Raw genomic sequence first — 19,330 nt, forward strand, 5'->3', positions numbered from 1 at the left:
CTTTACGTTATGACATCAAAAACTATCTCTAACGGAATCCTTCGTGCTGTAGCTATAATTATAGGTGTAGTACTTTTAGGTTGGTTTATTTATAAAGTACAAAGCGTTATTGTATACCTTGCTATTGCTGGTGTTGTAGCTTTATTAGGTAGACCTATTGTTGTGTTTTTAAAAAGCAAATTAAAATTTAACGACACACTTGCTGTTGTATTTACAATTACTCTCTTTTTGATCTTTATTTTTGGTATTATAAGTCTATTTATTCCTTTAATTATAGAGCAAGGCAATAACCTATCTTTATTGGATATTGATGAGCTACAAAACAATATAGAAAATTTATATGTGGAAGCAATTAGTCATTTTGGATTAAATACTTCTGATGTTGAAGCGTCTTTAAAAGATTCAAAATTTATGTCTAATCTCAATTTTGGATTTATTCCAGACTTTTTAAATTCGGTTATTTCTGGTTTTGGTAGCTTTAGTATGGGATTATTTTCTGTGCTATTTATTTCGTTTTTCTTCCTTAAAGACAGTAAATTAATGAGCAATGGATTAATTACCATATTACCTAAAAAACACGAAAAAAAACTTAGAAAATCGTTTGTTACGATTAGAGATTTACTAACTAGATATTTTGGCGGGTTGTTATTACAGCTACTTATATTATTTACAATATACTCTATCGTATTGTTCATTTTTGGTATAGAAAACGCTATAATAATAGCTACACTTTGTGCTTTACTTAATGTTATTCCTTATTTAGGTCCAGTAATTAGTGCTGCTTTATTAATATTATTAAGCATGTCTAGTAATTTAGGCGAAAGCTTTAGCGATGTAATTTTACCAAAAACCATTTATGTTATGATTGGTTTTATTATCGCACAATTAGTAGATAACTTTTTTAGTCAACCTTTTATTTTCTCTAAAAGTGTAAAATCTCATCCTTTAGAAATCTTTTTAGTAATCATTATTGCTGGACTAATTTCTGGTATTGTTGGACTAATTATAGCTATTCCAGTTTATACTGCAATAAAAGTTATTGCTAAAGAATTTTTAAGTGAATACCGTGTTGTAAACAAACTTACAGAAGGTTTAAATGATTAGTTTCAATAAAATAATATTAAATATTGAAATTCAAGAATTTATAAAAAATAATATTAATTCAAATATCTCTGAATTAATATTGAAAGGCCTACCTTTTTCTACTGAAATTTCTTCTGAAATTATTAATCAAATTGAAGCCAAAAATCGTTGCAAAAACAAGCTGAACACATGGTTTGAAACTGATAATATTTACTATCCAAATAAGCTTAATATTGAGCAAACATCTTCTGAAGTTACAGCAAAACATAAAGCCTCTTTAATCAATGGAAAAAGCCTAATTGATGTAACTGGCGGATTTGGTGTAGACTGTTTTTACTTTGCTAAACAATTTGAAACAGTCACGCATTGTGAGCTTAATACCGATTTATCCAATATTGTCAATCACAATAACGCCGTTTTTAAAATTGAAAATATAAATTGTGTTGCCACAAATGGAATAGATTACATCATAAATAACGATACTATATACGACTGGATTTATATTGACCCATCACGTCGTAACGATGCAAAAGGTAAAGTGTTTATGCTGTCCGATTGTTTACCTAATGTTCCACAACATTTAGATAATCTATTCAAAAAAACTAATAACATCATGATTAAAACATCACCGTTATTAGACATTTCTTTAGGTGTAAAAGAACTTGATTTTGTAAAAGAAATTCATTGTATTGCGGTTAATAATGAGGTAAAAGAACTGTTATGGATTTTAGACAAAGGTTTTGACCAATCGGTTAAAATTATAACCACAAATATTAAAAAGGATAAAAAATCTAATTTCGAGTTTTATTTAGATGAAGAAGCTAATGCACAAGTTAATTATAGTAAGCCACTAACCTATTTATACGAGCCTAATTCAGCAATATTAAAATCTGGTGCGTTTAATAGCCTTGCAGAGCAATTAAACGTCTTTAAATTGCATAAACATTCGCATTTATACACAAGTGAACATTTAAAAGATTTCCCTGGAAGACGTTTTAAAATTGAAACAATTGCGCCTTACAACAAGAAAAAGTTTAAACAGCAATTTAAACTATATAAAGCTAATTTTACGACTAGAAATTTTCCTGAAACTGTAGCACAATTAAGACAAAAACTTAAAGTTAAAGATGGCGGAACTGACTATTTGTTTTTTACTACAGATGTAGACAACAACAAAATTGTAATACACTGCACAAAAGCTTAAATTTTAAAAATCGCATCTTCTGTAAACACAATATTAGTGCTTTTTCTATCCGTTTTATAAGTGTTTAAGCCTGTAAACTTACTAAAAGCTGGCAATACAATATGATTGTCAAACACTTGATAACAAGGTAATTTTATAAATTGTTTGCCTCTTCCCTTCAACACATATCCTGGATGAATATGTCCTGAAATATAAAAGGCATCGTCTTCACATTCATTTAAATCATGAACAAAAGTAAATAGACCTAATTTTAAACTTGGTTTAAAAATGTCGATATTTAAGTCTTCGTATAATGTAACTGAAAGTCTGTCGTGATTACCAATAATTAACTGCAATTTCAAATTATCAAATTGCAACAACCAATCTTTAAAATAGTCTATATCTGCATTAAATTCAGCGTGAAATAAATCACCAACTATGATTAGTTTTTCAGCTTTAAAATGATCTATTAAAGCCTTTAAACACTGTAAATCTTCAATTAAAACAGACTGACTAATTGGTATACCATTTTTTCTAAATGTAGCCGATTTACCAATATGCAAATCACTTAAAACTAGTGCGTTTTGTGTTTCCCAAAATAGCGCACGTTGATTGGTAAATACCAAATTTTGATTGGCAAATTTTAAAGTGATCGTCGCTAATTGTTTCATGCTTCAAATTTAAGCATCTGTTTTTTAATGCGCTCGATACGTTTTTGCAAATCTTCGTTTGTCATCGTGCCTCTTAAACCATCTACTTTTAACGGAAAACTCAATGGAGTAAACGATTTTGAATGCTTAATAATAATCTCACTGTTTTTTATTCTATTAAAAGCTTCACGTAATCTCACTTCTTCTAATTCTTGATTAAAAACTTCGGTATAAGCTTGTCTGATTAATAAATTTGAAGGCTCATTTTCTTCTAAAACTCTAAATATCAAACCAGAAGACGATTGCAAACTCTTATTAGTTTTACGTTGTCCTGGCTGCGATTGCACAACTAAACCAGCAATAACAGCGATATCTCTAAATTTTCGGCTTGCCATTTCACTAGCATTTATACTTGCTACAACATCTTCCATTAAATTCTCAACAGATAATATTTGATGAATCTTAGCCTCATCTAAAGGTAATTCTTGATCGCTTAATAATTCAAAACCATAATCATTACAGGCAATACTAAAGGTTAATGGTTTAAATTTACTAATGCGATACGCCATTAATGCAGCGAAAATCTCGTTAACCAATTTGCCTTCAAACGGATACATAAACAGATGAAATCCGTCTTTTGTAGTGATTAGTTCGACTAAAAATTGATTAGCTTTAGGTATTTGTGATGCTTTATTTTGTCGTTGTAATAATGGTCTTAAAAATTTAAGTTCTTTTTCGGATGTTTTGGCGTGTAAAGCATCGCTTAACTTCAACCTTAAAAAGTGCGTCAAATACGATGTTAATGGTAACGAGCCGCCTTTCCAACTTGGTGTAATGGCTTTTTTGGATTTACTTAAAGTTACCAAAGCTGTCATATCTTTAATTTGCTTTAGTTGCAATACGCGACCAGCCAAAACAAAAGCGTCGCCTTTTTTTAGTTTTGAGATAAAAAACTCTTCAATCATACCAATATAACCGCCAGAAAAGAATTTTACCATTAACATCGCGTCACTGACAATTGTACCAATATTCATGCGATGTAGCATGGCTATTCGCCTACTTTTAACTTTAAATAAACCATCTGTATCTAAAATTACTTTATGAAATTCTTCATAAGATGATAATGTGTTACCACCTTTTGTAATAAAGTGAATTGCCCAATTAAAATCGTCTTCGGTTAAATACGAATAAGCATGTGTTTGTTGTAAAAGTTGAAAAACTTCGTCCTTTTTAAATCCTTCACCAACAGCTAAAGTGACTAAAAATTGTACCAAAACATCGTATGCTAAAACAATTGGCGATCGTGTTTCGATTTGTTGTTGTTTTACTGCTTCTTTGACAGCAGCAACTTCAATTAATTGTAAAGAATGCGTTGGAACAAAATATATTTTAGAAGTCTCGAAAGGCGAATGACCGCTACGACCAGCACGTTGTAAAAATCGCGCAATTCCTTTAACTAAACCTATTTGGATGACACAATCTACAGGCTTAAAATCGACACCAAGATCTAAAGAACTTGTACAAATTACCGCTTTTAAAATACCTGAAGCAATAGCGTCTTCAATAAAATTACGTTGTTTTTTATCGATAGATCCGTGATGAATAGCGATTAATCCAGCTAAATCTGGCGCTTCTTCAAGAATGATTTGATACCATAATTCACTTTGATTTCTTGTATTGGTAAATATTAACGTCGTGGTATTTTCATAAATTATCGGTATGATTTTAGAACTCATTGTTCGACCTAAATGTCCTGCCCAAGGAAGCGTTTCAACTTGGTCTGGTAAGACTGAAATGATGTCGATTTTCTTCTTTAATTTCGCCTTAATTTGAATGGTTTTTAAATCTTTATAAGGCATTAAAACCTGCTGAGCTTCGTCTAAATTACCAATGGTTGCAGTGATTCCCCAAATTTGAAGTTTTGGCGATAATTGTTTTAATCTTGCTATAGCTAATTCAGTTAAAACACCACGTTTATTACCTATTAACTCGTGCCACTCGTCTACCGCAATGCAATTAAGATGTTTAAACCAACGTGAATTTTTCTTTTGTGAGAACATTAAATGCAATGTCTCTGGCGTCGTGATTAACACGTCTGGCATTAAGCGCTCTTGTTTGCGTTTAATATTAGTTGGTGTATCACCATTTCTAACTTCAATTTGCCAATCTAAACCAATATCTTCAACCGCATTTGTCATTGCTTTAGCCAAATCTTTAGCTAAGGATCTAAGCGGACTAACCCAAATTAATTTTAGTCCTTTTTTATAGGCTTTTGGATGATTTAAATAATCGATAACAACCGCTAAAAACACCGAAAACGTTTTACCAAAACCTGTTGGAGCTACGACTAAACCAGAATGTTTAGTGTAATATTTAGACCAAGTTTTATACTGAAAATCAAATGGTTGCCAATCATTTTGATGCATCCAATTTTCAATAATTTTATAACCAGTAGAATTTTTAAACTTAGACATCTAACGGATTTGTAATAAGTTGTTTAACAGTTTCTATAGTATCAATTTCTGAAACGGGTTTATCTTTTCGCCAGCGTTTTATTCTTGGAAAACGTAGTGCTACACCACTTTTATGACGCTTACTAAAAGCAATACCTTCAAAAGCAATCTCAAAAACTAATTCTGGTTTTACTGTTCTTACAGGACCAAATTTTTCGATAGCATTTTTATTAACCCATCTAGAAATTTCGGTAATTTCATCGTTTGTCAAGCCAGAATAGGCTTTAGCAACGGTAACTAAACCGTCTTCTGTTTTTACTGCAAACGTATAATCTGTGTATTTGCTACTTCGCCTACCGCTACCTTTTTGCGCATAAATCATCACTGCATCAATGGTTAAAGGGTCTACTTTCCATTTCCACCAATCGCCTTTTTTACGACCAACATGATATTCAGATTGTTTTTGTTTCAGCATTAATCCTTCGCTATTATGCAATCGGGCTTCATTTCTTATCGCATCTAATTCTTCCCAGTTATCAAATTGAATGACTTCTGAAAGTTTAAAATTTGGTTTTGATAATTGATTATCGCTAAAGAGTTGCTCAAGTGTATTTCGTCTAAACTGAAGGCTTTTCTCCCTTAAATCTTCATCATTAATTTCTAAAATATCGTAAGCAAAAAAGCCAATTGGTACGTCTTGTAATAGTTTTTTTGAGATGGTTTTTCTGTTTAATCGCTTCTGTAAATCGTTAAATAATAATACAGATTGATCTTTAACAGCTAGGATTTCGCCATCTAAAACAAAATCTTCTTTTATGGTTGAAACAATTTCAACTAGCTCCGGAAATTGTTTTGTGACCAACTCTTCGCCTCTTGACCAAATGTAAATTTCGTTATTTCGTTTTACAATTTGACCTCTAATTCCGTCCCATTTATATTCGACTTGCCAGTCTGAAACTGAGCCTAATTCGTCAAGATTTTTCTCTAAACTATACGCTAAACAAAACGGATAAGGTTTTGAATTATCGTAATTGATATGCGAACCATTTATTAAGTCTTCAAAAGAAATAGAATTGATGTCCCATTGCCCAATAATACTATGCATCAATTGATTGGCATCGATATTAGTCAGTTTTGAAAGTGCATTTACTAAAGTTTTTTTAGATACGCCAATTCTAAAACTTCCACCAATTAACTTATTAAAAATAAAGCGTTGTTGCGTATCTAAATGTCGCCAAGCATTCAACACGTAGGCTTTTTTTTCATCATCAGATTTAGTTGAAAGTTGCTTAAGCTCGTCCATGTAAATATGTAACGGTTTATCAATAGTATTAGAAGGTTCTGGCAATAATAAAGACAAGGTTTCTCCTAAATCACCAACAGTGCTGTAAGATTCTAAAAACAACCATTCTGGTAGACCTGTTTCTTCAATACACCATTGTTTTAATAAAGATGTTTTTACAGGTCTTTTAGGTCTTTTACCTGTAAATAAAGCAATTAGCCAGAGTTTATCTTTATCTAAAGCAGTTTCAAAAAAATTGACTAATGCGTCTAATTTGGCATTAGTTTTATTAGTGATTTCTAATGAATTTATGAGTTGCGAAAACTGTTTCATTAGCTAGCAGTTGTTAATTGTTGATCTTTGGCATCTTCGTTATCTTCTGTACCATATTCCGTGACAACCTCTTGACTTTCTATACCAATTTCATTTAAATACTTTGAAAACACAGCTTGCGAACCATGAGTGACGTAAACTTTCTCTGCTTCGGTAGCTTTAACAGCAGAAAGTAGTCCGTTCCAATCTGCATGATCGCTAACTGCAAAGCCAGCATCGACGCCTTTCCAACGTCTATTTCCTCTTATTTGCATCCAACCAGAGCAAATTGCAGTTGCGGCATTAGGAATTTTTTTAAGTAGTTTAGAACCCAATAAAGCTGGTGGAAGAATTACGATTTTATTTTGAATGTCTTTTTTATTGAAATCTGAAGTGATAAGTTTTGATTTTGGTAAAACAATTCCAGATTTAGAAATTGCTTGATTTAAATTGTTTATTGCTGAATGGACATAAACCTGATCTATTCCATCTACTAAAGACATAATTCTTTGCGCTTTACCCAAAGAGTAACCAAAAAACACACTAGTTTTATTTTGTTTTTGGTTATTTAAAACCCATTGCTGTAGTTGAGATTGTAATTCGGCTTCTGCCTTCCAACTGTAAATAGGTAAACCAAAAGTACTTTCTGTAATAAACTCATGACACTTAACAGGCTCAAATGGTGTCGTTATAAAATCTGGATTAGTTTTGTAATCTCCAGAAAACACAACAACTTTTCCTTTATATTCAAGTTTTATTTGAACAGAACCGATAATATGTCCAGCAGGAAAAAATGAAACTTTTACACCATTTATAGTTTTTATCTGGTTATAACTTAAAGTTTCTATCGAAATGTATTTGCCTAAGCGATGAAGCAGTATGTTTTTTGAGTTCTGATGACACAGATAATGCTTATTTCCCAATCTTGAATGATCTGCATGACCGTGAGAAATTATAGCATAATCTACAGGGTACCATGGGTCTAAATAGAATTTTCCTGGTATGCAGTAAATACCTTTTTTAGTGAATTTTATGAATTTCAAGCGTTTTTAACTACAAAATACAACCAAAATCATAAAATTATAGTAGACTTAACTAATTTTTAACCAGAAACAAAAAAGCCTTACTAAAATTAGTAAGGCTTTTTGTGATCGCGACAGGATTCGAACCTGTGACCGTCTGCTTAGAAGGCAGATGCTCTATCCAACTGAGCTACGCGACCGATAAAATGTCGGGGTGGCAGGATTCGAACCTGCGACCTCCGCGTCCCAAACGCGGCGCGATAACCGGGCTACGCTACACCCCGAAATTGGTTATCTATATTGCGGAGAGACCGGGATTCGAACCCGGGCATCCCTAAGGATGACAGCTTAGCAGGCTGCTGCATTACCACTCTGCCACCTCTCCTAAATCATTTAATGAACTTTGCAATAAAATTGCGGATGCAAATGTATGATTTCATCTCGTAGAACACAACATTTTTAGTGATTTTTTTGAAATTTTATTCCGGATACTCAATTCTTAAATGGTAAATGTTTGCTAACTTGCGTTTTAGCACTTTTTTTATGGCTTCAATTTCTTTAAAGGTTATGTCTGCATTTAAAAATTGTCCTTCGTCTTTTTGTTTATTTATGATATTTTCTACAAAATTATCAATTTTTGCTGACGTAGGTTCTTTTAAACTTTTTGATGCTGCTTCTACACTATCACACATCATTAGTATTGCAGTTTCTTTACTAAATGGCTTTGGTCCTGGATAGCTAAAGTCTTCTATGTTTACACCTTCATTGTTAGCCTTTTCTTTCATATAGAAATAATAAACTTGACTGGTACCATGATGTGTTCTTATAAAATCTATTACTCTGTCGGGTAGATTATTTTTCTTAGCAATTTCAATTCCGTTTATAACGTGATTTATTATGATTTGAGCACTTTCTTTTGGAGATAATTCGTCATGACTATTTATTCCTGACGATTGATTTTCAGTAAAATAAGTAGGATTTTTCATCTTACCAATATCGTGATATAAAGCTCCTACTCTAACCAACATCGCATTTGCATTAATTTCGTTAGCTGAAGCTTCTGCTAAATTTGCAACGTTTAATGAGTGATGGAATGTACCTGGAGCTTTATTTGACAGCTCTTTTAAAAGTTTAGAATTTGTATCGGACAATTCTAAAAGAGAAACATCTGATACTAATCCAAATAGCTTTTCATAAACATAAATTAATGGCTGGACAAACAATGTAGCCAACCCGCAAAGTATAAATAGTACAAAGGTTTGGGTATGTATGTTTTCTATACTTGCTTCATGTATAACAAAAAAGGCAAAATAAGCAATGATATAAATTAATGTAATTTGACCTACTGATATAAATAGATTTGCTCTTTTATAAAGTTCTGAAACTGTTAATATGGTTACAATACCTGCAATAATTTGCAAAAACATATATTCATAACTATTTGGCACTATTGACCCAAGTAAAAGCACTGTAATAACATGTGCAAACAAACCTAATCTAGCATCAAAAAAAGCTTTTAAAACTAAAGGTAAAATAGCTATAGGTACAATATAGACATATTCTGATTTGTAACTTACCACCAAGGTTGTAAGCAAGACAACCACAAATATGTTAAAGAATATAAAGGTAACTTTAGTATTATTGTTAAAAACATCTATTCTATACTTTCTTATAAATAACAATAACATTAATAAGGCTAAAGCGACTAATAATGTGTAAGCAAAAACAATCCAATAATAGTTAGATTTTGTCCAATCTTTAGACTCATATTCATTAACCAAAGAGTTTAAAATTTGAAATTTATTATCGTTTACAATTTCTCCTTTAGAAATAATTAAAGTCTCTTTTTCAATCATTCCCCTATTTACCGAAATAGATTGCAAAGCTTCATTTAAAACATTTTCTGTTAATGTTTTATTATAGGTTAAGTTTGGTTTTATAATATTAAAGAAAAGCGCTGTTATAGAATTTATTTCTTTTGGTGTAAAAATATCTTTTAGTTCGTTTTCAACGGTAGATTTTACTTCAGATTGGTTGAATAAATTTTTAAAATTTGTAGTTTCTTTTTCAACATTATTTTCAAGTATAATTACAGTTTTTTCAGGCTTTAACTTGATGTTTTCGCTTAAAATTCCAAATTCATAAAACTCATCTAAAATCTGACTACTTTTTTCTTTAAGAATATTAAAATTTGGTATTGAATCTGAAAAAACATTACTAAAAGACTTTTCAAAAGCATTAAAAACGCTTGATTTAACCTTTTCATTTCTATTAAAATATGCTATAGATTGACTTCTTAGAAGCTCTTTTTCTTTATCAATTTCAGATTTATTTTTCTTTATAGCAAAGTTAAATGGTGCGTAAAGATTTTCGGTTTGCCAAGGTTTTCCTTTTTCAAAGTTATATTTAAAACGACCACTTTTAGGAAATAAAAACACAATTAAAAAAGTAGTAGCTATAAAAAGTAATACTTTGTATATGTTAGAATGGTTTTTGTAAAAAATATTTATGTTGTTGTTCATACAAAAAACTGTAGTTTTTCAAATGTAATAAATAAATACAGTTTTGATTAGTTATAATGCACAGAATGGTCTAAATTTTATTAAAAAATTAGTAATTTCGTGGACATAATAAAAACTAAATAAATATATGAGTAAAGAAGTTGTAATTGTCTCGGCTGCAAGAACACCAATAGGTAGTTTTTTAGGTGCTTTAAGTACTGTCCCTGCTCCTAAATTAGGTGCTGTAGCTATTAAAGGTGCATTAGATAAAATTAATTTAAAACCAGAATTGGTTGATGAAGTTTTAATGGGTAATGTAGTACAAGCTGGTACTGGACAAGCACCAGCAAGACAAGCAGCTATTTATGCAGGTATACCAAATACTGTACCGTGTACAACTGTAAATAAAGTTTGCTCTTCTGGGATGAAGGCTGTAATGCAAGCTGCGCAAAGCATTGCTTTAGGCGACACAGAAATAGTTGTTGCTGGAGGTATGGAAAACATGAGTTTGATTCCTCATTACTTACATGCAAGAACTGGAACTAAATTTGGTCCTGCAAGTTTAATCGATGGTATGCAAAAAGATGGTTTAGTAGATGCTTATGACCAAAATGCAATGGGTGTTTGTGCAGATGATTGTGCTACTGAATATAATTTTTCAAGAGAAGAACAAGATGCTTTTGCAATTCAATCTTACAGTAGATCTGCAGCTGCTTGGGACGCAGGAAAATTTGATAATGAAGTTGTACCTGTAGAAGTACCTCAGCGTCGTGGTGAACCAAAAATAGTATCTAAAGACGAAGAATATACAAATGTTAAACTTGAGAAGATTCCTGCATTACGTCCTGCTTTTACTAAAGACGGAACAGTAACTGCTGCTAATGCTTCTACAATAAACGATGGTGCTGGAGCAATGGTCTTAATGAGTGCTGATAAAGCAAAAGAATTAGGCCTAACACCACTAGCAACTATAAAATCTTATGCAGATGCAGCACAAGAACCAAAATGGTTTACTACTGCTCCTGCAAAAGCATTACCTAAAGCTTTAGATAAAGCGGGAATTAAATTAGAAGATGTAGATTACTTTGAGTTTAATGAAGCTTTTTCTGTTGTAGGATTAGCTAACATGAAAATTTTAGGATTATCAGACGACAAAGTAAACGTTAATGGTGGCGCTGTATCTTTAGGTCATCCATTAGGTTGTTCTGGTGTAAGAATACTAATTACTTTATTAAATGTTTTAGAACAAAATGATGCAAAAATTGGTGCAGCAGCTATCTGTAATGGTGGCGGTGGCGCATCAGCTTTAGTACTACAACGTCAGTAAATACAACTAATGCAATACGGAATTTGTAATTTAAGCATTGTTCCTTTAAGATTAGAAGCATCAGACACAAGTGAAATGGTTTCTCAGGTCATTTACGGTGATGTATTTAAAATTTTAGAGCAACGAAAAAAATGGAGTAAAATCAGACTAGCTTTTGATAAATATGAAGGCTGGATTGATAATAAACAATATGTAGAAATTACAGAAGAACATTATAATGACTTAAATAATCAACCTTTAAAAATCTCAACAGATTTAGTTGAGTTTATTCAGGATGAAAACGAGCAACTTCATACAATTGTTTTAGGCTCTAGCTTAAATGGTGTTAGTCTATTAAATCATAAATATGAAGGTGCTTTTGTAGATCAAACAAAAGAAAAAAGTCATTTAATTGAAACTGCATTTAAATATTTAAATGCTCCTTATCTTTGGGGAGGAAAAACTCCTTTTGGAATTGATTGTAGTGGTTTTACACAAATGGTATATAAGCTTAATGGTTATAAATTATTGCGTGATGCCTCACAACAAGCCACACAAGGTGAAGCTTTGAGTTTTATTGAAGAAAGTGAACCAGGTGATTTAGCTTTTTTTGATAATAATGAAGGCCAAATTATTCATGTAGGCATAATAATGCAAGACAATTATATTATACATGCGTATGGAAAAGTAAGGATAGATCGTTTAGATCATACAGGTATTTACAATGCAGATAGACGGATGCATACCCATAAACTTAGAGTTATTAAAAAGATAATATAAAAAAAGCCTCCTAAAATTTAGGAGGCTTTTTTATTATAATAGTTAAAAGGTTTTATTTCCCTTCAATCTCTGCATTAATTGCTTTTGCTTTTTCTACTTCGCCTAAAGCATTATATATATTCTTTAACTGTTGTAAAACAGATGTAGGTACAGAAGTATTATTATTTTTAAAATCTACTAGCGTTTGTGCTGCTTGATCAAATAAAGAAGACTTCTTCTTTTTAAGTTCTTCATATTTTAAATCATCTGCTCTACTGTTTCCTAAAGAATTCATTTGTTCTACTAAAGCATTTCCTTCTTCAAGATATGATGTAGATAAATTTAATGCTGCATCTGCATTTGCAGGTTTTAAGCTTAATACTTTTTCAAAAGACTGTCTTGCTTTTTCAATCTCTTTGTTATTCATGTAAATAACACCTACGTTATAATGTAAGTCTGCATTATTAGGCTCTTTTTGTATAGCTTTTTGTAAGATTGATTGAAACTTTTTCTCATCACCCATTTCAAAATAGATATTTGCTTCGTTAATTAATAAATTAACGTCATCTGGGTTTGCTTGTTTTGCCTTTTCTATAGCTGCTAAAGCTTTGTCTTTTTCACCTTTATTAATGTAAATTAATGCAATATTTTTAGTGATTTCAGAAGCTCTAGATTCTGTATTTTGAGTTTCTGGATTAGTATGTGTTCCGCTTTTTACATATATATCTCTTTCAGATTTACTGTTAAAGCTATCTACTTGTCCAGTTTCTTTGTTTGTAGCAACAAACATTGTTTTTTCTCCTGTATAACCTAATTTATCTAACTCTAAGTAAGACTCTAATGCTTTATCAAAGTTTTGAGCACCTATATAACTTACTGCTGTGTAATATAAATAGTCTTGTGCTTCTGGATTAACTTGATACATCATGTTAAAAGTTTCTGCAGCTTTATTAAACTTTTTACTTGAGTAAAAATTATTTGCTTTTGTTAACAGATCATTTTCTATGATTCTTTTAAACTCTGCTCCTTCTCCTTCAACTTTAAGTATATTTTCTATAGCTTTATTAGTATCTGCATTAGTAGACGTCCCGTTAGCATAATATGCTTTTGCTGCAGCTAGATAATAATCTTCTTTTAAGTCATCATCCATAGCAGACACTTGAGAATCTAATTGTGTTGCTATAGTTTTAGCTTCTGCAAAATTGTCTTTTTTTACTGCTTTTTCTAACGCTTTAACTTCTTTTTTTTGTGCAAAAGTAAAAACAGATACAAATAATGCTAAAGCAATAATTACTTGTTTTTTCATTTTAAATTTGTGTTTTAAATTTTATAAATTATTTATTCTTCTTCGTTAGTAGCAATAGTTGTGCCATCTTCTGTGTTGGTAGTGTCTTCTAGGTTGTCAATATCTATTTCTTCTTCATCTTCATCTTTCATCACTTTAGCTACAGCAGCTATAGAATCGTTACCTTTTAAGTTAATTAACTTAACGCCTTGAGTTGCTCTACCCATAGTCCTTAAGTTTTCTACTGCTAGACGGATAGCAATTCCAGATTTGTTGATAATCATTAAATCATCAGAATCTGTAACGCTTTTTATTGCAACTAAGCTTCCTGTTTTTTCTGTGATAGAAATAGTTTTAACACCTTTTCCTCCTCTATTGGTGATACGGTAAACTGCTTCTCCATCTTCTGGATCATCAATAAATGTACGTTTACCATAACCGTTTTCTGAAACGACTAATACAGTTTCTTCTTGCGGATTGTTAACAGTTACCATTCCTATTACTTCATCATTATCATTTCCTAAAGTAATACCTCTTACTCCTGAAGCATTACGACCCATTGGACGTGTTTTTGCTTCTTCAAATCTAATAGCTTTACCAGATTTTAAGGCTAACATAACTTGGCTATTGCCTGTTGTTAGTTTTGCTTCTAGTAACTCATCGTTATCTTTAATGGTTATTGCGTTAATTCCGTTTGTACGAGGTCTAGAGTATTGCTCTAAAGCTGTTTTCTTAACCTGACCTTGTTTTGTTGCCATTATGACATAATGAGAATTTATGTAATCCTCATCTTTTAGGTCTTGAGTACAGATAAATGCCATAACCTTATCATCTTGTTCAATATTAATAAGGTTTTGTATTGCTCTACCTTTTGATGTTCTTGAACCTTCAGGTATTTCGTAAACACGCATCCAGAAACACTTTCCTTTTTGAGTGAAGAATAACATATATTGATGGTTTGTACCCACAAATAAATCTTCTAAAAAGTCTTCGTTTCTTGTATTTGAAGCTTTTTGACCAACTCCGCCTCTATTTTGTGTTTTATACTCTGTTAAAGATGTACGCTTGATATATCCTGCATGAGAAATAGTAATAACTACTTGCTCATCTGGTATCATATCTTCGATACTTAAATCTCCACCAGCATATTCTATTGTAGAACGACGCTCATCTCCGTACTTATCTTTAACTTCGATAAGTTCTTCTTTGATAATGTCCATACGACGTTCTTTCTTATCTAAAATATCTTTTAAATCAGCAATAGTCTTGATAATTTCTTCATATTCACTACGTAGCTTATCTTGTTCTAGACCGGTTAATTGGCGTAGACGCATATCTACGATAGCTTTAGCTTGAATTTCTGAAAGTTCAAAGCGATCTATTAATTTTTGTCTTGCTTCTTCTGCGTTAGACGATGCTCTAATTATTGAGATTACTTCGTCTATATTATCTGAAGCTATTATTAGACCTTCTAAGATATGTGCACGTTCTTCTGCTTTGCGTAATTCATATTTGGTACGTCTTACAACAACATCATGTCTGTGCTCAACAAAGTGATAGATTAAGTCTTTTAAATTTAAAAGCTCTGGTCTACCGTTTACTAAAGCAATATTATTGACACTAAAAGAAGATTGTAATGCTGTGTATTTGTATAACTTATTTAATACGATATTTGGTATTGCATCACGTTTAAGCACGTAAACAATACGCATTCCGTTACGGTCAGACTCATCACGAATTGTAGAAATACCTTCTAATTTTTTATCGTTAACTAAATCTGCAGTCTTTTTAATCATGTCTGCTTTGTTAACTTGATAAGGTATTTCGGTAACTACAATAGATTCTCTTCCGTTAACTTCTTCTACATTAGCTTTACCACGCATAACAATACGTCCACGACCTGTATGAAATGCTTCTTTTACACCATCGTAGCCATAGATTGTTCCACCTGTTGGAAAATCTGGAGCTTTAATGTGTTGCATTAACTCGTCTACTTCAATATCGTTATTGTCAATGTAAGCAATAGTACCATTAACAACTTCTGTTAAATTATGAGGAGGCATATTTGTAGCCATACCTACCGCAATACCAGAAGCACCATTAATTAATAAACCAGGAATACGTGTAGGCAAAACTGTTGGTTCTTCTAAAGTATCATCAAAATTTAGTTTATGGTCTACAGTTTCTTTATCGATATCTGCCAACATGTCTTCTGATATCTTTCGCATACGCGCTTCTGTATAACGCATTGCTGCAGGACTATCTCCATCTACAGATCCAAAGTTACCTTGACCATCAATTAACATATAACGCAGACTCCATTCTTGAGCCATACGCACCATAGTGTCATATACTGAGGTATCACCATGTGGATGATACTTACCTAAAACCTCACCAACTATTCTTGCAGATTTTTTATGTGCAGTGTTAGACCTAACACCTAATTCGTGCATACCAAAAAGCACACGTCTGTGTACTGGTTTTAAACCATCTCTTACATCTGGTAAAGCACGTGACACAATGACTGACATTGAATAATCAATGTAAGCCGACTTCATTTCATCTTCAATGTTAATCGGAATGAGTTTTTCTCCTTCTGCCATATATAATTTAATTTGTTGTATTCATTATTTCAAAACACGCTAATATATAACTTTCGTTAGTAACGGTAAGCCTTTTACTAGGTTTTTTTAGTGTTTTTTATTAACAATTTAAGCCCCTTTTTTAGTTAATAACTTAATCACTGTTAATTTGTAGATTATTCTTACTTTCAAAATCAAAAACAATTAACATATTATTTAAGGTACAGTTTTTGCCTATACTAATTATGTTTACTATTTTTAAAGCAGAAAGGAAATAAATATGGACGATAATTTTTCACCAAGAGTTAAAGATGTAATTGCATACAGTAAAGAAGAAGCGCTTAGATTAGGACACGACTTTATTGGCACAGAACATCTTATGCTTGGTCTTTTAAGAGACGGAAACGGTAAGGCTATTAATATTTTAAACGCATTAGATATTGATTTAAATCATTTAAGGCGTAAAGTAGAAATTTTAAGTCCTGCCAACCCAAATACATCAATAACTTCTAACGAAAAGAAAAACTTGCACTTAACGCGACAAGCAGAACGTGCTTTAAAAACTACTTTTTTAGAAGCTAAGCTTTTTCAAAGCACATCAATAAACACAGCACATTTGCTGCTATGTATTTTAAGAAACGAAAATGATCCTACTACAAAGCTTTTAAATAAGCTTAAAGTAGATTATGATAATGTAAAAGAACAATTTAAGTCAATGATTACAAATAATGATAATTTTGAAGATATAACAGGAAGCCCTAAAGCCGAGTTTTCTGAAGATGATGCACAACAAGACGATGCGTCAAAAGATATATTTAATACGCCTTCTTCAAAAAGCAACAAAAAATCTAAAACTCCTGTTTTAGATAATTTTGGTCGCGATTTGACTGCTATGGCAGAAGAAGGTAAACTAGACCCAGTAGTTGGACGTGAGAAAGAGATTGAAAGAGTGTCTCAAGTATTATCACGTCGTAAAAAAAATAATCCACTTTTAATAGGCGAACCTGGTGTTGGTAAGTCTGCTATTGCAGAAGGACTTGCTAACAGAATTGTAAGTAAGAAAGTATCCAGAATACTTTTTAACAAACGTGTAGTTACGTTAGATCTTGCAAGTTTAGTTGCTGGCACTAAATACCGCGGACAGTTTGAAGAACGTATGAAAGCTGTGATGAATGAGCTTGAAAAGAATGATGATGTTATTCTTTTTATTGATGAAATTCATACCATAGTTGGCGCTGGTGGCGCAACAGGAAGCTTAGATGCTTCAAATATGTTTAAGCCTGCTTTAGCACGTGGCGAAATTCAATGTATTGGTGCTACAACTTTAGATGAGTACAGACAATATATAGAAAAAGATGGGGCTTTAGAGCGTCGTTTTCAAAAAGTTATTGTAGAACCTACTACTGTTGAAGAAACTATTCAAATACTTAATAACATTAAAGCTAAATATGAAGATCATCACAATGTAGAATATACAGATGAAGCTATTGAAGCTTGTGTTAAGTTAACCAATAGATATATGACAGATCGTTTCTTGCCAGATAAAGCAATAGATGCTTTAGATGAAGCAGGATCACGTGTTCATATTACCAATATTGATGTCCCTAAACAAATTCTAGAATTAGAGAAAAAACTAGAAGAAGTTAGAGAAACAAAAAATTCTGTTGTTAAGAAACAGAAATACGAAGAAGCTGCAAGATTACGTGATGACGAAAAACGTTTAGAAAAAGAACTTGCTGTTGCACAAGAAAAATGGGAAGAAGAAACCAAATTACATCGTGAGACAGTAACAGAAGATAATGTAGCAGATGTTATCTCTATGATGACAGGTGTTCCTGTAAACAGAATAGCACAAACCGAGAGTAATAAACTAGCGCAGTTACCAGAGCTAATTAAGGGTAAAGTTATAGGTCAAGATATTGCTGTTGCCAAAGTTGTTAAAGCAATACAACGTAACCGTGCTGGATTAAAAGATCCAAATAAACCAATTGGTTCATTTATCTTTTTAGGACAAACAGGTGTTGGTAAAACACAATTAGCTAAAGTTTTATCAAAACAATTATTTGACAGTGAAGAGTCGCTAATTAGAATAGATATGAGTGAATATATGGAAAAATTTGCCATATCTAGATTAGTTGGTGCACCTCCAGGATACGTAGGTTATGAAGAAGGAGGACAACTTACAGAAAAAGTAAGACGTAAACCATATTCTGTAGTACTTTTAGATGAAATTGAAAAAGCACATCCAGATGTATTTAACATGTTACTTCAAGTTTTAGATGATGGTTATTTAACAGATAGTTTAGGTAGAAAAATAGATTTTAGAAACACTATAATAATCATGACCTCTAACATTGGTGCCAGAAAATTAAAAGATTTTGGTACTGGTATAGGTTTTGGTACATCGTCTCAAAAAGCTCAAGAAGATGCAAATGCTAGAAGCGTTATTGAAAATGCACTTAAAAAATCTTTTGCACCAGAGTTTTTAAACAGAATAGACGACGTTATTGTCTTTAATGCTTTAGAACAAGAAGACATTAATAAGATTATTGATATAGAATTAGAAAAACTATTAAAACGTATTGATGGTTTAGGCTACAACTTACAATTAACTAAAGATGCTAAAAACTTTATAGCAGAAAAAGGATTTGATAAGCAATACGGTGCAAGACCATTAAAACGTGCTATTCAAAAATACATTGAAGATGCTTTAGCTGAAGAAATTATTACTTCTAAATTAAAAGAAGGAGATAATATAGTTATGGATTTAGATAAAGGCAATAACGAAATAGTTATTTCTATACAATCATCAGAAGAAGCTAAATAACAATATAAAATTATAATAAAAACCTGTTGACTATTTATATCAACAGGTTTTTTTCTATCTTTATAAAGAGTTAAAACCAACCTAT

At 31.7% G+C, this 19,330-nt stretch carries 12 protein-coding genes and 3 tRNA genes; 5 read left to right on the plus strand and 10 right to left on the minus strand.

The features are described from left to right. Positions 1-9 precede the first annotated feature (9 nt). The gene (locus tag WA340_RS11225; protein WP_336129125.1) at positions 10-1,104 is read left to right on the plus strand and encodes an AI-2E family transporter; all 1,095 of its coding nucleotides are present in this window, start codon (positions 10-12) and stop codon (positions 1,102-1,104) included. Then, on the plus strand, positions 1,097-2,287 hold the full coding sequence (locus WA340_RS11230; protein ID WP_336129126.1) for a THUMP-like domain-containing protein: 1,191 nt from the start codon (positions 1,097-1,099) through the stop codon (positions 2,285-2,287). Before WA340_RS11225 ends, WA340_RS11230 begins: the two co-directional genes overlap by 8 nt. Here WA340_RS11230 and pdeM read toward each other — a convergent pair. The 8 genes from pdeM to WA340_RS11270 form a co-directional block, all read right to left on the minus strand. Continuing rightward, positions 2,284-2,937 (minus strand): ligase-associated DNA damage response endonuclease PdeM, encoded by a 654-nt coding sequence (gene pdeM / locus WA340_RS11235; RefSeq protein WP_336129127.1) that lies wholly within the window; start codon positions 2,935-2,937, stop codon positions 2,284-2,286. The two genes, WA340_RS11230 and pdeM, sit on opposite strands and share 4 nt — an antisense overlap. Then, positions 2,934-5,390 carry a ligase-associated DNA damage response DEXH box helicase gene (locus tag WA340_RS11240; protein WP_336129128.1) on the minus strand — a complete coding sequence of 819 codons (2,457 nt, stop codon included), beginning with the start codon at positions 5,388-5,390 and terminating at the stop codon, positions 2,934-2,936. The genes pdeM and WA340_RS11240 overlap by 4 nt, the downstream gene beginning before the upstream one ends. After that, positions 5,383-6,984: an ATP-dependent DNA ligase gene (locus WA340_RS11245; protein ID WP_336129129.1), complete on the minus strand. Its 1,602-nt coding sequence runs from the start codon at positions 6,982-6,984 to the stop codon at positions 5,383-5,385. Before WA340_RS11245 ends, WA340_RS11240 begins: the two co-directional genes overlap by 8 nt. Further along, positions 6,984-8,006 (minus strand): ligase-associated DNA damage response exonuclease, encoded by a 1,023-nt coding sequence (locus WA340_RS11250; RefSeq protein ID WP_336129130.1) that lies wholly within the window; start codon positions 8,004-8,006, stop codon positions 6,984-6,986. Before WA340_RS11250 ends, WA340_RS11245 begins: the two co-directional genes overlap by 1 nt. Before the next feature lie 105 nt (positions 8,007-8,111). Then, positions 8,112-8,185: transfer RNA gene (locus WA340_RS11255), tRNA-Arg, on the minus strand. Between the two features lie 9 nt (positions 8,186-8,194). Next, positions 8,195-8,269 (minus strand) — tRNA-Pro (locus WA340_RS11260). Positions 8,270-8,288: 19 nt separating this feature from the next. Continuing rightward, positions 8,289-8,370, minus strand: a tRNA-Ser gene (locus tag WA340_RS11265). A 94-nt stretch (positions 8,371-8,464) separates the two neighbouring features. Next, positions 8,465-10,507, minus strand: coding sequence for an HD family phosphohydrolase (locus WA340_RS11270; protein WP_336129131.1), 2,043 nt, complete (start codon positions 10,505-10,507; stop codon positions 8,465-8,467). Between the two features lie 127 nt (positions 10,508-10,634). Between WA340_RS11270 and WA340_RS11275 the strand changes: the two genes are divergently transcribed. Together WA340_RS11275 and WA340_RS11280 are read left to right on the plus strand one after the other, a co-directional pair. Then, positions 10,635-11,813 carry an acetyl-CoA C-acyltransferase gene (locus WA340_RS11275; RefSeq protein ID WP_027879072.1) on the plus strand — a complete coding sequence of 393 codons (1,179 nt, stop codon included), beginning with the start codon at positions 10,635-10,637 and terminating at the stop codon, positions 11,811-11,813. A gap of 9 nt (positions 11,814-11,822) precedes the next feature. Then, entirely contained in the window at positions 11,823-12,572 is a 750-nt protein-coding gene (locus WA340_RS11280; protein ID WP_336129132.1) for a C40 family peptidase, read from the plus strand. Positions 12,573-12,624: 52 nt separating this feature from the next. Here the strand turns inward: WA340_RS11280 and WA340_RS11285 are convergent, their stop codons facing one another. Together WA340_RS11285 and gyrA are read right to left on the minus strand one after the other, a co-directional pair. After that, positions 12,625-13,857 carry a tetratricopeptide repeat protein gene (locus WA340_RS11285; protein ID WP_336129133.1) on the minus strand — a complete coding sequence of 411 codons (1,233 nt, stop codon included), beginning with the start codon at positions 13,855-13,857 and terminating at the stop codon, positions 12,625-12,627. A gap of 32 nt (positions 13,858-13,889) precedes the next feature. Beyond that, positions 13,890-16,439: a DNA gyrase subunit A gene (gyrA, locus tag WA340_RS11290; RefSeq protein WP_336129134.1), complete on the minus strand. Its 2,550-nt coding sequence runs from the start codon at positions 16,437-16,439 to the stop codon at positions 13,890-13,892. A gap of 259 nt (positions 16,440-16,698) precedes the next feature. Between gyrA and WA340_RS11295 the strand changes: the two genes are divergently transcribed. After that, positions 16,699-19,245, plus strand: coding sequence for an ATP-dependent Clp protease ATP-binding subunit (locus tag WA340_RS11295; RefSeq protein ID WP_336129135.1), 2,547 nt, complete (start codon positions 16,699-16,701; stop codon positions 19,243-19,245). The last annotated feature ends 85 nt before the right edge of the window (positions 19,246-19,330 follow it).

Origin of the sequence: Mesoflavibacter sp. CH_XMU1422-2 (assembly GCF_037029245.1) — a bacterium.
GTDB classification, from domain to species: Bacteria; Bacteroidota; Bacteroidia; order Flavobacteriales; family Flavobacteriaceae; genus Mesoflavibacter; species Mesoflavibacter zeaxanthinifaciens.

Bases quoted from the DNA above. Each gene is read 5' to 3' on its own strand.
- WA340_RS11280 (WP_336129132.1), top strand. From the start codon at position 11,823: ATGCAATACGGAATTTGTAATTTAAGCATTGTTCCTTTAAGATTAGAA.
- WA340_RS11285 (WP_336129133.1), bottom strand. From the start codon at position 13,857: ATGAAAAAACAAGTAATTATTGCTTTAGCATTATTTGTATCTGTTTTT.
- gyrA (WP_336129134.1), bottom strand. From the start codon at position 16,439: ATGGCAGAAGGAGAAAAACTCATTCCGATTAACATTGAAGATGAAATG.
- WA340_RS11245 (WP_336129129.1), bottom strand. From the start codon at position 6,984: ATGAAACAGTTTTCGCAACTCATAAATTCATTAGAAATCACTAATAAA.
- WA340_RS11295 (WP_336129135.1), top strand. From the start codon at position 16,699: ATGGACGATAATTTTTCACCAAGAGTTAAAGATGTAATTGCATACAGT.
- WA340_RS11225 (WP_336129125.1), top strand. From the start codon at position 10: ATGACATCAAAAACTATCTCTAACGGAATCCTTCGTGCTGTAGCTATA.
- WA340_RS11240 (WP_336129128.1), bottom strand. From the start codon at position 5,390: ATGTCTAAGTTTAAAAATTCTACTGGTTATAAAATTATTGAAAATTGG.
- pdeM (WP_336129127.1), bottom strand. From the start codon at position 2,937: ATGAAACAATTAGCGACGATCACTTTAAAATTTGCCAATCAAAATTTG.
- WA340_RS11270 (WP_336129131.1), bottom strand. From the start codon at position 10,507: ATGAACAACAACATAAATATTTTTTACAAAAACCATTCTAACATATAC.
- WA340_RS11275 (WP_027879072.1), top strand. From the start codon at position 10,635: ATGAGTAAAGAAGTTGTAATTGTCTCGGCTGCAAGAACACCAATAGGT.
- WA340_RS11230 (WP_336129126.1), top strand. From the start codon at position 1,097: ATGATTAGTTTCAATAAAATAATATTAAATATTGAAATTCAAGAATTT.